The following is a 14,597-nucleotide window of genomic DNA, read 5'->3' on the forward strand; positions in this document are numbered from 1 at the left end:
TATTTTAAATCAGCTTCTTACAAATCTATCTGCGGAAAATGAATATCAGTATAACGCAGTTATATGCTTTGTTGAGCGAAAAGTTTGATAAGGAGACAGGTGAAAACTCAACGAGCTATATCGAAGCCAAGATTGATAAAATATACGTAGATAAGACCGCTCATTTGGCTTCCAAGGAAGACGTAGTCAAGGCTAAAACCGATATGATCAAATGGTTTGTAGGTTTATCTATGGCTTTGGCGTTGATGGTAATTGGATTATATTTTAAAAAATAGTATTCTTAAATTTAATTTTACCACAAAAAAAGTGTACCAATCAACCCGGTACACTTTTTTTATGCTGATAAAAACAGCATCAATTATCGGGTATAATTCGGTGCTTCCTTGGTAATCGTAATATCATGCGGATGTGATTCGCGGATACCGGCAGAAGTAATGCGCACAAATTTGGCTTTTTGCAAAGCTTCAATATTGGCCGCTCCGCAATAACCCATGCTGGCGCGCAAACCGCCGATGTATTGGTACATTACTTCGGCCAGGCTGCCTTTTACCGGCACGCGGCCCACAATCCCTTCGGGCACTAATTTTTTAATATCATCTTCCACATCCTGGAAATAGCGGTCTTTCGAGCCTTGTTCCATTGCTTCGATAGAACCCATGCCGCGGTAAGATTTAAAGCGGCGGCCTTCATAAATAATAATTTCGCCCGGCGATTCTTCTACACCGGCAAACAACGAACCCGCCATGATCGAGCTTGCACCGGCCGCAATTGCTTTCGGGATATCGCCCGTATGCTTAATGCCACCATCCGCAATTACTGGAACGCCAGTCCCTTCCAAAGCCTTGGCGCATTCATAAACAGCATATAATTGCGGCACGCCAACACCGGCAATAATGCGTGTAGTGCAGATAGAACCCGGACCGATACCAACTTTTACCGCATCTGCACCGGCATCGGCCAGTGCTTTTGCACCTTCGCCGGTGGCCACATTTCCTACAATTACCTGCAAATCAGGGTATCTGGCCTTTACTTCTTTTAGCTTGTTAATTACATAAATGGAGTGGCCGTGCGCCGTATCAATCGTAATTACATCAACACCGGCTTTCACCAGCGCATCCACACGTTCCAGCGTATCGGCAGTAACGCCAACGGCTGCGCCCACGCGCAAACGGCCATGCTCATCTTTGCAAGCCGCCGGATAATTTTTAAATTTCTGTATATCTTTAAACGTGATCAAACCGGTCAGTTTTCCGTCTGCATCAACCACTGGCAACTTTTCAATTTTATAATTTTGCAAAATTTCTTCCGCCTGAGTAAGCGTGGTGCCAAGCGGCGCGGTAATCAGGTTTTCCTTCGTCATTACCTCGCGGACTGGTTTATTCATGTCTTTTTGAAAACGAAGGTCGCGGTTGGTGATGATACCGGTCAGTTTATGATCAGCATCTACAATCGGGATACCGCCAATCCGAAATTCCCTCATCATCTTCACTGCATCGGCAATGATGGCATCTACTTTCAGCGTAACCGGATCCTGGATCATTCCGCTTTCCGAACGTTTTACCTTGCGCACTTCATCCGCCTGCAAGGCAATACTCAGGTTTTTATGCAGCATCCCGATGCCGCCGGCTTGTGCAATAGCAATGGCCAGCGCGGCTTCGGTAACGGTATCCATCGCGGCAGAAACAATCGGTACGTTCAGTTTTATTTTTCGGGTAAGGAAAGATCTGGTATCCACATCGCGAGGCAAAACTTCGGAATAAGCCGGAACGAGCAGCACATCGTCATAAGTTAAACCTTCGGCAACATATTTGGCAGGGTCAAGTTGCATAGCAAACAATTTTGGGGTTATTATTTGCGGGGCAAAGATACTGTTTTTATCGGTGTTTTTTGGGGATGGGCCAACAATTAACCGGTTTATTCAGATCAGGTTTTTATTTCAAACCAAAGCCACATTCTTTTAAAAAAAACAATTGGCCGGGAAATTGTAAATCCTTAATTATTAAAAGCAATGCTCAAAAAATGTGCGGTAAAAGAAGCATGGCCAAAGCTATTTTTCGCAGCGCACAATTTTTACAAGCGACAGTTTTTTTCGAGAAAATTACTTTTGTTAAACTATTGATTATTTCTGCAAACTTACCTTTATAAGCCTTTAGCCGATGTTGAACTTTGATGATTTAAACCTGCTTGATTATTTTATGCTGAGCAACCAGCCGATGCTGCTCACAAATGAGGATGCAACGCTTATTTTAACAATAAATGCTGCGGCCGTAAAATTAACAGGATACGATTTTGCAGCATATTTTCCGCAGCCTGTGGAAAGCATTCTACAAACGAAAAAAAAACGCCTGGCCAGCATCAACATAAAACCTTCTACCCAAAAAAAATTAAAAAAAGAGTTTACACTGATAAGCAAAGCTGGCAAAACCGGTTTTGTGGAGGCAGATATAACGCCGGTTTTGTTTGAAGGAAAAGAAGCACAACTTTTTACGCTCACCGATATTACCGAAAAAAAGCTTTATCGCGCCATGCTGGAAGATGCGATGGAAGAGGAAGTTGAACTGAAAACGCAAAACCGGCACTTGAAAAAAATTGCTTATTTAAACCTCCAACTGGCGCGCAGACCGCTGGCCAACATTTTGGGTTTGGTTAATGTAATTGATCAGGAAGCCATTGCAGGCCAAACGCTGGCCGAGGCAATTGCATTTTTGCGGGAAAGTGGCCGCGAGCTGAACGAGGTGATCAAAACCATCGATCCGGAGATGTTTTGATGAAATTATGCCGATAATTGCTTTTCTTCGCCCAAAAGTTTTTGCCCCGAAATGAAAGATTACAAAAAGTATTATCTGCTGCCGGCCACGCCTGCGGAGGTTTATCTGGCGCTGACAAACCCCGTGAGCATTGAAATCTGGACGGGCGAACCGGCCGAAATGGTGGCCGAGCCTGATACCGAATTTTCCTTGTGGGAAGGCAGCATCCAGGGCAAAAACCTCGAATTTGAAGAAGGCAAAAAAATAGTACAACAATGGTATTTTGGCGATCAGGAACCGACTTCCATCGTAACCATCAAACTGCACGCAGATAAGCACGGCACTTCCGCAGAATTGAAACACACCAACATCCCGGACGAAGATTACGACGATATTGCAGAAGGCTGGGACACCGCTTATTTTGGCTCCCTGGAAGAATTTTTTTCCGGCTTTTAAAATACTTAAACTTTTACGGCTTTGCTCCGTCATAACCTGATGCTGTTTTTACACTATAAATTTTAGGATGACTGCAAAAGTTACTACCCTGCTGATTGCTTTCGTCTTGTTTTTCTCCGCAGAAAAAAACTTTGCACAAACAAACCCTTTGCCGTCAAAAAGCCCGCTGCCGGATTCTTTACAACAAAAAGAAGACAGCCTGGCCACGCAAAAAGATATTCTGGATTTGCTGCACCAGCTTTTCAGTAAAAAAAGTACGGTAAAAACAGCATCTGTACCAAAACGGTTCATTTTTTCGGTCGTTCCGGCTGCTGGTTACACCCTTTCTACGGGTTTGTCGGCCGGTTTAACGGCCAACGTAGCGTTTTTTGCAGAGCCGAAAGAACGCGAAAACCTGTCGTCCATCAATTCAAATTTATCATATAATCAGCGCAGCCAGATCACTTTTCGCATTGGGTCAAACATCTGGACGAAGGACAATAAATATAATTTTGTAGGCGATTGGCGGTTGTACAAATTTCCCGAAAATACTTATGGTTTAGGCAGTTCCAGTTCTGCAGATGCATTAAACCCGATCAAATACGATTTTTTGCGTTTTTACGAAACGGTGCTAAAACAGCTGACAAAAAATTTTTACGGCGGTTTGGGGTACGCCCTTGATGCTCATTACAATATCACCCAAAACGGTGCGCCAAACCAAGTCGTTACAGGTTATCAGGTTTACGGCCAAACCACCAAATCCCTGTCTTCCGGCGTTACTTTTAACCTTTTGTATGATAACCGCCGCAGTTCCATCAACCCGCGAAACGGTACTTATGCCAACCTGATTTATCGTGTAAACCAGCAGTTTTTGGGCAGTGATGAAAGCTGGCAGTCCTTAACTTTTGATATTAGGAAATATTTGCCGCTTACACCATCCGGCAAAAGTATTTTGGCTTTCTGGACGCTGGACGTTTTTACGCTGAACGGCCATCCGCCATATTTTGATTTGCCAAGTACCGGCTGGGACACCAACGGAAGTACCGGACGCGGTTATGTGCAAGGCCGTTTCCGCGGAACAGACATGCTTTATGCAGAAGGTGCTTATCGCGTAGATTTTACTAAAAACGGCCTGCTGGGCGGGGTGTTTTTTGTGAACGGCGAAAGTTTTACAGATTATCCGGCCAACCGTTTCCAAAAAGTGGCTTTGGGTTACGGGCCGGGTTTGCGCATTAAATTCAACAAGCGTTCTGACACCAATATTGCCATAGATTACGGTATTGGCCAAGGCGGTTCGCGCGGTTTTTTTGTAAACCTGGGCGAGGTTTTCTAAACCCGGAACATGCTTCTTTTACCGGGTAAAATTTTACTTTTGCGTTCCGGTCAACCCTTCAAAAAAAAATCAGGTTCCGGTTAAAATTATATGTTTGATCCTGCGCTTATCAACCGTTTCCACAATCTGGAAACACCTTTTTATTTTTACGATTTACATCAGCTTAAAACCACTTTAAAGGCTTGTTCTGATGCTGCTTTTAAGCACCATTTTCAGGTGCATTATGCCATGAAAGCCAATTTTAACCCACGCGTGCTGGATACCATCCGTGATTTTGGTTTTGGTGCCGATTGCGTGAGCGGAAATGAAGTAAAAGCAGCCCTTGAACATGGTTTTAAAGCCGAAAAAATTGTTTTTGCCGGCGTTGGCAAATCAGACAAAGAGATTAATATGGCATTGGACCGGGATATTTTTTGCTTCAATGCAGAGTCTGTCCAGGAACTGCAGGTTATCAACGATCTGGCTTCGGCCAAAAACAAAATTGCCAATATTGCCATCCGCATCAACCCAAACGTGGATGCACATACGCACCATTTTATCACTACCGGCCTGGAAGAAAACAAGTTCGGCATCAATACCTGGGAATTGGGTTCGGTAATACAAAAACTTCGCGAATGCCCGAACCTGCTGTTCCTGGGCATCCATTTTCATGTGGGTTCGCAGATCAATGATTTGGAGGTTTTCCGAAATTTATGTTTGAAAGTGAACGAAATGCAGTTGTGGTTTCAGGAGGAGGGTTTTACGGTAAAAATACTGAATGTTGGCGGTGGCCTGGGCGTGGATTATCATCAGCCCGACGAAAACAATATCGCCGATTTTGCTGATTATTTTAAAGTTTTTGCTGATTATCTGCAGGTAAACAAAGCACAGGAAGTCCATTTTGAATTAGGCAGGGCTTTAGTTGCACAATGCGCATCATTGATTTCCAGGGTTTTATATGTGAAAAACGGCATTAAAAAAAACTTCCTGATTTTGGATGCAGGCATGACGGAACTGATCCGCCCGATGCTTTACCAGGCTTATCATCAGATTGAAAATTTAAGCGGAGACCAAAGAGCGGGGAGCGAAGAAGAATTTATGGTCGGCCAGCAGCCAGCAGCCGACAGCAATGAACCAGCAACAAACTACGACGTTGTTGGCCCGATTTGCGAAAGTACCGATTGTTTCCGGACTGATGTTGCACTGCCCGAATCCAAGCGCGGCGATTTGATTGCTATCCGTACGGCCGGAGCTTATGGCGAAGTAATGGCTTCGGGGTATAATTTGCGGGACCGGGTGCAATCATTTTACACGGAATGATACTGTTTTTATCGGCATAAAATTGAAATGACTTATTAGTTTTTATGATGGAAAAAGCAGGTATAAATTTAAAAATCATTTCAAATAAATTGTTTTCAGATTATAAGAATTTGTTGAAAAGCAATCTTTTTGAAAATTTTGAAGCCGTTCGAAACCAGGGATTAGAACCGCATAGTTTTACCTTTTATACCTCAGTTTCGGTCATGTTTTCTTCTAAAATTGAAGGTGAAGTAATGGATGTAGATAGTTATGTAAAACACAAAATACTGAATATAGAATATCTTCCGAACCTTACAGAAAAACCTAATGATTTGTATGAAGCATATTTATTTGCAAAAGAAAATAAGTTAACAAAAGAAAATTTTTTACTGGCACATAAATTAATTGCCGCCCATTTGTTGCCTGCTAAACAACAAGGGGTTTTGCGTACTGCTGAAATGTTGATTATGGAGCACAACACCGGAAGAATACAATTTGAAGCCGCAATGGCAAATACGGTTAAAGTAGAATTCAATAAATTGTGGAAAGATATAGCAGATTTGATTAAACAAAATTTGGATATGGAAGAAGTTTTCTATTATGCGTCCATGATCCATTTGGTGTTTGTAAACATTCATCCTTTTAATGATGGAAATGGACGAATTGCAAGATTGTTGGAAAAATGGTTTCTGGTAGAAAAACTTGGTGAAAAGGCATGGTACATTCAATCTGAAAAATATTATTATAACCATGTAGATAAATATTATAGAAATCTATCGAAAGTTGGAATGTTTTATAATGAACTGGACTATTCCAAAGCATTGCCTTTTTTGCTAATGTTGCCGGATTGTTTGAATGTGGATTTTCCGGGCTTAGGAGATGTATGAAATAATTGCACAACGGATAAAAACACAACATAAATAACTGCCAATGATCAAAGTTGCCCTGCACGAAGTTAAGTTTTACGCTTACCACGGTTTTTATCCTGAAGAACAAATTTTAGGCGGCCATTATTTGGTAGATGTAGAAGTTGGATTTGTTCCGAAAAAAATTGATGATGAGATCAAAAGCACTGTAAATTATGAAGAGTTGTATTCTATCTTATCCGCAGAAATGCAACAGCCCCGAAAACTGCTGGAAACTCTGGTACAGGAAATGATAGATCAGCTTAAAAACAAATTTCCGTTTCTGGAAACCGTTAAAGTTGGCCTTAAAAAATTAAACCCGCCTTTACCTGGAGAAGTTGGATATTCGCTTGTGGAAATTACCTGGATAAAAGAAGCATGAATTTTAATACGATAAACGAAGCATTGCTGGAACAAATTAAACTGATCGTTGGTGCTGCGGCAGTTTTTACAGAACGTGATGAACTGCATGATTACAGCCACGATGAAACGGAAGACCTGCATTTTTATCCGCAGGTTTTGGTGAAGCCGCAAACGCCGGAGCAAATTGCAGAACTGATAAAGCTGGCCAACCAGCATCAAATCCCGGTTACGCCGCGCGGTGCCGGCACAGGTTTGAGCGGCGGCGCGCTGCCGGTGCACGGCGGTTTGCTGATCGCGATGGAAAAGTTTAATAAAATCCTGGAAATTGATGAGCGGAATTTGCAGGCAACGCTTGAGCCGGGCGTAATTACCGAAGTTTTTATGGACGCTGCCGCCGAAAAAGGTTTGTTGTACCCGGTTGACCCGGCCAGTAAAGGTTCGTGTTTTATTGGCGGCAATGTATCGCACGGTTCCGGCGGGCCGCGAGTGGTGAAATACGGAACCATCCGCGAATATATTTTGAACTTGCAGGTGGTTTTACCTTCCGGGGAAATTATCTGGACGGGCGCAAATACCCTGAAGTTTGCTTCGGGCTATAATTTGACGCAGCTGATGATCGGTTCTGAAGGTACGCTGGGCATCATTACCAAAATCGTGGTAAAACTCGTTCCAAAACCAACGCAGGACTTGCTTCTTTTAGCGTCCTTTTTTACGGATGAAGATGCCTGTGCGGCCGTTTCGGCGATTTTTCGTGCCGGTGTGGTTCCTTCCGCAGTAGAATTTATGGAACGAAAAGGCGTGGAGTGGGTGATGGAACACGATGCTATCAGTTTTGATCTGAAGCCGGAAGTTTCCTCGTTTTTACTGATTGAGGTGGATGGCAACAACCTGGATGTTTTGTTTGCCGATTGCGAGAAAATTAACGAAGTACTGGAACAATATCATTGCACCGATGTGCTTTTTGCAGATTCATCGGCACAAAAAGAAGAGCTTTGGCGGCTGCGACGAACGATGGCCGTTTCGGTAAAATCCAACTCAGTTTATAAGGAAGAAGATACCGTGGTGCCGCGTGCCGAACTGCCCAAACTGATAAAAGGCATCAAAGATATTGGCACAAAATATGGTTTTCAATCGATTTGCTACGGCCATGCCGGAGATGGGAACCTGCATGTGAACATCATCAAAGCCGACATGAGTGATGAAGACTGGAACACCAAACTGAAGCCCGGCATCCGCGAAATTTTTGAATTGACTGTTTCGCTTGGCGGCACAATTTCGGGCGAGCACGGCATAGGTTTGGTACAAAAAGATTATATGCAGATCCGGTTTTCTGAAATCCATTTAAACCTGATGCGCGGTATCAAACAGGTTTTTGACCCCAACGGGATTCTCAATCCGGGCAAGATTTTTTAGCCGATAAAAACAGTATCGGCACCTTTATCTTATTGCAGCAAATGAAGTATTTGTCTAAAATTACCCGGTAAAAACAGTATCCGTTCAAATCACTTAGAGAAGCTTTTTGATTTGATTTTGAGGAGGTTACATGATTCTTTTACAGCCACAAATCAGGTGTTGTTGGTTATCACGGATGAATGCTTCACCATATTTTAGGTGATAAAAGAAGCATGGCATATCAGTTGATCATTCTTAAACAGCTTTTAAGTAAAATTCGATAAGAACGGTTTTTATGTAAAAAGAAGATTACAATTCATTATAAACTGCTGATTATCAGATTTAACTTTAATATGTTAATCAAATGATTAATTTTTAAAAAACATATCGGTTATTTTGCGCCAGAAATAGCACAAAGAAAAAATTATGCGTTCAAGCCGTTTTCAATATATACTAATTCTGATTTTTTTAACATGCAGTCCGGTTTTTTTGCAGGCGCAAACCCGTGCAGATACTTTGCCACCGGTTGCCACTTTGCAGGAATGTTTGCATTATGCGTTAAAAAATCAACCCATATTAAAGCAAGCAGCTATCGATCAGGACATTAATGAACGTAATATTGATATTGCATTATCGGCATGGCTTCCGCAGGTCAACGGTACGGGCACTTATCAGCATTATTTTCAACTGGCTTCTTCGCCTATTTTTAATAGTACCACAAATACCACGGTAGTTACGCAATTGGGCATCAAAAATACTTCGGTTTTGGGTTTGGGCGCTACGCAAACGATTTATAACAACGATGTATTGCTGGCATCACGGGCGGCCAGGTTTTCGAGGGAATATTTCCGCAGAAATACGGAAAATACGCAAATTACAGTAGTTTCTGACGTGAGCAAGGCATTTTACAGCCTGCTGCTTTCGCAAAAGCAATTGCAGATTATTGATGAAAATATTGTGCGGCTGCGCCGTGCTTTGAAAGATGCTTACCAGCAATATCAGGCTGGCGTGGTAGATAAAATTGATTATAAACAGGCCACTATTGCTTTAAATAATGAATTTGCGGCCCGAAAACAAACGCAGGAAACCATTAAAGTCAACATAGCTACATTAAAAGAATTGATGGGCAATATGGAAAACCGCACTATTAATCCGGTTTATGACAGCCTTGCTTTGGCGCGTGAAATTGCAGTTGATACAAACACCGTTGTAAACCCAAGCAATCGTATTGAATATCAGTTGCTTGAAAGTACACGTTCCCTGCAAAACCTGAATATTGGTTATTACAGATACGGATTTTTGCCTTCGTTATCGGCTTTTGGTAATTATAACCTTTCTTATCTGAACAACAATTTAGGTAATCTTTATAATCAGTCTTACCCAAACTCTTATGCCGGTTTAAGTTTATCCATACCGATTTTTCAGGGGACAAGGCGTTTGCAGAATTTAAGAAAAGCGAAATTACAGGTCGAGCGTGCCGATTTGGATTTGGTCAACAGCCGCAATGCCATCAACACTGAATATGTAGCTGCTCTGGCCAATTATAAAAGCAATTATACCGAATTGCTGGCGCAGAAAGAAAATGTGGGCCTGGCCAACGAAGTTTACAACGTTGTGTTTCTGCAATATCGGGAAGGGATCAAAACATATTTGGATGTAATTGTGGCGCAGTCGGATTTGCGTACCTCTCAAATTAATTATAACAATGCTTTGTTTACGGTACTTTCCAGTAAAGTTGATTTGCAGCGGGCTTTAGGTACGTTGCCGGTAAACTATTAATTCTCAATAGACAACATGAAAAATAAATATCTTTCAATTATCCTGCTGTTAGGTTCTGCGGCCTGGGTATCGTGTTCAAAATCGAATAAAAAAAGCAATGCAGTTCCGCCAACACCGGTTAATGTACAGGAAGTTACCAAAACGGATGCTAAATATTACGATCAGTTTGCCGGAACAGTTGTGGCGGTAAACACAGTTGAGTTGCGGGCACAGGTTTCGGGTTTAATCACCGGGATTTATTTTAAGGAAGGTGATGTAGTGCCGAAAGGAAAGGTTCTGTATGAAATAGACCGCCGCCTTTATGAAGCAACTTTGCGCCAGGCAGAAGCTAATTTGCAAAGTGCAAAAGCCAGTGCCAACCGCGCACAAAAAGATGTGGACAGATACAGTCAGTTGTTAAAACAAGATGCAGTTGCCCGCCAGATTTACGACAACGCTTTGGCCACATCAGAAACCAGCCAGAGCCAGGTTGCAGCAGCCGCTGCGCAAGTGGCCAGTGCACGTACCAATCTGGGGTTTGCAATTATCCGTGCGCCTTTTACAGGGCGGATCGGGATTTCGCAAGTGCGGCTGGGCACACAAATTGTTCCCGGTTCTACTTTACTCAATACAATTTCTTCGGAAAATCCGATCGCGGTAGATTTTGTAGTGGATGAAGGCAACATCAGCCGTTTTGTACAACTTCAGGATAAAGTGATAAAAGCTGATTCGACTTTTAAAGTAAAGCTTCCGGACGGCACAAATTATAAATACCCGGGAAAAATTTCTGTAATTGATCGTGGCGTAAACGATCAAACCGGAACGATAAAGGTCAGGATCCGTTTCCCGAACCCAAAAAACCAGTTGATAGACGGGATGAGTTGTGTTTTAAGCGTGCTCAACACTGCCTCGGGCAACCAGATTGTCATCCCGAACAAAGCGGTGATTGAGCAAATGGGCGAATACTTCGTTTATGTGGCAAAAGATACGATTGCACATCAGTTGAAAGTAAAAACCGGCCCGAAGCTAAATGAGAACATTGTTATTTTCAGCGGATTGAAGGTGGGTGATAAAGTGATTACAGAAGGATTACAAAGACTTCGTGACAGCAGCCGTATTACGTTGGGCCAACCAAAAGCCCCTCAACCACAACAAGCAGGCAAATAAATTTTTAGAAAAAACAGCAAAGCATCAGCATGATCGCAGAAACTTTTATACGCAGGCCCGTTACCGCCATTGTGATCTCTTTAGTGATCGTAATTGTAGGTTTGTTGGCCATGAGTTCTTTATCCATTGGCCAATATCCCGAAATTACTCCGCCAACAGCACAAATTACAGCTAATTATATCGGGGCGGATGCACAAACAGTTGAACAAACGGTAACTACGCCGATTGAAGTGCAGGTTAACGGTACACCCGGCATGACTTATTTAACCAGTAACAGCACAAGTAATGGTCAAATGAGCATGACGGCTAATTTTGAAGTAGGTACTGATATTAACATTGCTACTTTAGATGTGCAAAACCGCGTTAGTATAGCTGCACCTACCGTGCCTCAGGAAGTACAGCGGATCGGGATTACAGTACGGAAAAGAAACCCGAGCATTTTAATGCTTGTTGCATTGTATTCCCCAAAAGGATCGCACAATGTTACTTTTTTGGATAATTATACCAACGTTTTTCTTAAAGATGCCCTTGGCAGGACGAAAGGTGTGGGTGATGTATTTACCCGTGCCGATGATTTTAGTATGCGTATCTGGCTGAAACCGGACAAGTTGGCCCAGCTCGGTATTTCTGCATCCCAGGTAACAGCTGCCTTGCAGGAACAAAACGTACAGGTTGCCGCGGGAACAGTTGGTGCGCCGCCGCAAAAAAACTCGCAGGTTTACGAATACACGGTTTTTGTAAAAGGCCGCTTGGTAAAACCGGAAGAATTTGGTCAGGTAATCATCAAAAGCAATCCGGCAACAGGGGCAATTACATATTTAAAAGATGTTGCCCGTATAGAGCTCGGTAAATTTAATTATACCGGTAACTCTTTTGTAGATAATAAAAGGGCATCTTACCTGCTAATTTATCAGGCACCGGGCAGCAATGCGCTGGCTACAGCAGAAGGGGTTTACGCCATGATGGATCAACTTAAAAAACGGTTTCCGGCCGATGTGGACTACATTGTTCCTTTTGAATCCGTTTCTGTTGTAAAAGTATCTGTAAAGGAAGTAGTGGAAACATTATTGATTGCATTGCTCCTGGTAATAATTGTGGTTTATCTGTTTTTGCAAACCTGGCGTGCCACTTTGATTCCTATCCTGGCCATTCCGGTTTCTATTATTGGTACATTTATTTTCTTTATCCCTTTGGGGTTCACTATCAACACCTTAACGTTATTTGGTTTTGTACTGGCCATTGGTATTGTGGTAGATGACGCTATTGTGGTAGTGGAGGCGGTGCAGCATTACATGGATGAGCAGGGCATGTCGCCAGCAGATGCAACCACACATGCCATGCGTGATATTTCTGCGCCGGTAATAGCCATTGCTTTGATTTTAGCGGCAGTTTTTGTGCCCGTAGGTTTTATACCTGGCATTGTGGGGCGGTTATATCAGCAGTTTGCCATAACTATTGCCATTTCCGTGCTGATCTCTGCATTTGTAGCCTTGTCTTTAACACCTGCATTATGTACGCTTATTTTAAAACCCTCAGAAAAAGGTAAAGAAAAAAAGGCTTCCTTGTTGGATCGGTTTTTCAATGTATTTAACAATTGGTTTGGCCGGATAACAGACAAATACCGCAATGGTGTGCACAAAGGCATCCATCACACCAAACTGGTCATCATCATCCTGGTTTGTATCGTCATCGGTACTGTTTTGCTGTTCAAAAATAAACCTACCGGTTTTATTCCGCTCGAAGATGAAGGCCGTTTATACATTACCTTTGATCTGCCCGAAGCTACTTCAACCACCCGAACAGTAAGTGTATTAAAGCACATGATGACTATCCTGGACAGCATCCCGGCAGTAGGGCATTATGCTGCTTTAGGCGGATTAAATGCAGTAACTTTTGCCAGTAAATCCAACAGCGGAACAATTTTTTGCTCATTAAAACCGTGGGACCAGCGTAAAGATAAATCGCAGCAGCTTCAGGCCCTGGTTGCAACCATACAGCAAAAATTATCAGTGATAAAAGAAGCATCAGTGGTGGTGATCCCGCCGCCTGCCATACCCGGCCTGGGCAATACAGCAGGTTTTTCATTCATTATCGAGCAAACAGAACCAAACACGGATATCAATGCTTTTGAAAAGGTTATCCAGAATTTTGTTGCTGCGGCAAATAAACGTCCGGAAATCTCACGGGCTTTTACTTTCTTTACCGCCAAAACACCAAGTTACCAGTTAGAGGTTGACCGCGAAAAAGCCAAAAAAATCGGCGTTCAGGTTTCTGATGTTTTTAATGCGCTTCAAACTTATCTTGGCAGTTCCTATGTAAATGATTTTACCATTTACGGGCGAAATTTCCGTGTTGTGGAACAAGCGGATTCTTCTTACCGGACGGACATAAAGAATCTCGGCCAATATTTTGTGCGAAATTCTGCCGGTGGGATGGTTCCTTTAAGTACACTTACATCTTACAAAGTCATACAAAGTGCGCCTTTAATATCGCATTACAACCTGTTCCGTTCTTCGGAAGTGGACGGCAGCGCGGCACCGGGTTATAGCAGCGGTGATGCCATAAACGCTTTGAAAGAAGTTGCGGCAGCCAATCTGCCACAAGGTTACGGTTATGAATTTTCCGGTCTGAGCCGGGAAGAACTCGCTTCCGGTTCCAAAACGATCTACATTTTCGGCTTGTCCATAATGTTTGTGTTCCTGTTCCTGGCAGCATTGTACGAAAGTTGGTCTGTGCCGTTCTCAGTCTTGTTGGCCGTTCCGATCGGGGCATTTGGGGCAATCTTGTTTTTAACGTTTGTTCCTCATATCGATAATAATGTTTATGCACAGATCGGATTAATCACGCTGATTGGTTTGGCCGCAAAAAACGCCATCCTGATTGTAGAATTTGCCAAAGAGCGGGTTGATAAAGGGATGGACGTGGAAAAATCAACCCTGGAAGCCGTTAAGCTCCGTTTACGGCCGATCATCATGACTTCCATGGCTTTTATTTTGGGTGTTTTACCTTTGGTTTTTGCATCCGGGGCAGGTGCGCAATCGCGGCAAACCATTGGTTTTACAGTTTTAGGCGGGATGCTGGCCGCAACCTTGATAGGTATTTTTATCGTGCCTGTTTTATATGTCATCATCACCAAATTTGCGTATGGCAAGAAAAAGCTGGAAGAAATGAAAGCCAACTACAAACCCGAAGAAGGCAACCAACACTAAAAACCCCCAA

12 protein-coding genes are annotated in these 14,597 nt (G+C 42.8%); 11 read left to right on the plus strand and 1 reads right to left on the minus strand.

Annotation, left to right across the window (positions count from 1 at the left end; translation table 11 throughout):
* The first annotated feature begins 38 nt into the window (after positions 1 to 38).
* Positions 39 to 275 carry a hypothetical protein gene (locus ACOFKR_RS09190; RefSeq protein WP_419800501.1) on the plus strand — a complete coding sequence of 79 codons (237 nt, stop codon included), beginning with the start codon at positions 39 to 41 and terminating at the stop codon, positions 273 to 275.
* An 83-nt stretch (positions 276 to 358) separates the two neighbouring features.
* Here ACOFKR_RS09190 and guaB read toward each other — a convergent pair whose 3' ends face one another.
* Positions 359 to 1,828, minus strand: a complete 1,470-nt coding sequence (guaB, locus tag ACOFKR_RS09195) for an IMP dehydrogenase (RefSeq protein WP_419800502.1) — start codon at positions 1,826 to 1,828, stop codon at positions 359 to 361.
* A gap of 328 nt (positions 1,829 to 2,156) precedes the next feature.
* On the opposite strand from guaB, the gene ACOFKR_RS09200 reads away from it, so the two are divergent.
* From ACOFKR_RS09200 to ACOFKR_RS09245, 10 genes are all read left to right on the plus strand, one after another.
* Positions 2,157 to 2,768, plus strand: a complete 612-nt coding sequence (locus ACOFKR_RS09200) for a PAS domain-containing protein (RefSeq protein WP_419800503.1) — start codon at positions 2,157 to 2,159, stop codon at positions 2,766 to 2,768.
* A gap of 51 nt (positions 2,769 to 2,819) precedes the next feature.
* Complete coding sequence (locus ACOFKR_RS09205) at positions 2,820 to 3,203, plus strand: SRPBCC domain-containing protein (protein WP_419800504.1); 384 nt, start codon at positions 2,820 to 2,822, stop codon at positions 3,201 to 3,203.
* Between the two features lie 67 nt (positions 3,204 to 3,270).
* Positions 3,271 to 4,515 carry a BamA/TamA family outer membrane protein gene (locus ACOFKR_RS09210; RefSeq protein ID WP_419800505.1) on the plus strand — a complete coding sequence of 415 codons (1,245 nt, stop codon included), beginning with the start codon at positions 3,271 to 3,273 and terminating at the stop codon, positions 4,513 to 4,515.
* Between the two features lie 90 nt (positions 4,516 to 4,605).
* Positions 4,606 to 5,814, plus strand: a complete 1,209-nt coding sequence (lysA, locus tag ACOFKR_RS09215) for a diaminopimelate decarboxylase (protein ID WP_419800506.1) — start codon at positions 4,606 to 4,608, stop codon at positions 5,812 to 5,814.
* A 113-nt stretch (positions 5,815 to 5,927) separates the two neighbouring features.
* Positions 5,928 to 6,680 (plus strand): Fic family protein, encoded by a 753-nt coding sequence (locus tag ACOFKR_RS09220; protein ID WP_419800507.1) that lies wholly within the window; start codon positions 5,928 to 5,930, stop codon positions 6,678 to 6,680.
* A 43-nt stretch (positions 6,681 to 6,723) separates the two neighbouring features.
* Positions 6,724 to 7,080, plus strand: a complete 357-nt coding sequence (gene folB, locus ACOFKR_RS09225; RefSeq protein WP_419800508.1) for a dihydroneopterin aldolase — start codon at positions 6,724 to 6,726, stop codon at positions 7,078 to 7,080.
* Complete coding sequence (locus ACOFKR_RS09230; protein ID WP_419800509.1) at positions 7,077 to 8,474, plus strand: FAD-binding oxidoreductase; 1,398 nt, start codon at positions 7,077 to 7,079, stop codon at positions 8,472 to 8,474. Before folB ends, ACOFKR_RS09230 begins: the two co-directional genes overlap by 4 nt.
* Positions 8,475 to 8,879: 405 nt before the next feature.
* Positions 8,880 to 10,232 (plus strand): TolC family protein, encoded by a 1,353-nt coding sequence (locus ACOFKR_RS09235; protein ID WP_419800510.1) that lies wholly within the window; start codon positions 8,880 to 8,882, stop codon positions 10,230 to 10,232.
* Positions 10,233 to 10,247: 15 nt separating this feature from the next.
* Positions 10,248 to 11,378 (plus strand): efflux RND transporter periplasmic adaptor subunit, encoded by a 1,131-nt coding sequence (locus ACOFKR_RS09240; RefSeq protein ID WP_419800511.1) that lies wholly within the window; start codon positions 10,248 to 10,250, stop codon positions 11,376 to 11,378.
* Positions 11,379 to 11,407: 29 nt separating this feature from the next.
* Entirely contained in the window at positions 11,408 to 14,587 is a 3,180-nt protein-coding gene (locus ACOFKR_RS09245; RefSeq protein ID WP_419800512.1) for an efflux RND transporter permease subunit, read from the plus strand.
* Positions 14,588 to 14,597 lie beyond the last annotated feature (10 nt).

It is taken from the genome of Mucilaginibacter sp., assembly GCF_965201005.1.
Taxonomy (GTDB): Bacteria; Bacteroidota; Bacteroidia; order Sphingobacteriales; family Sphingobacteriaceae; genus Mucilaginibacter_A.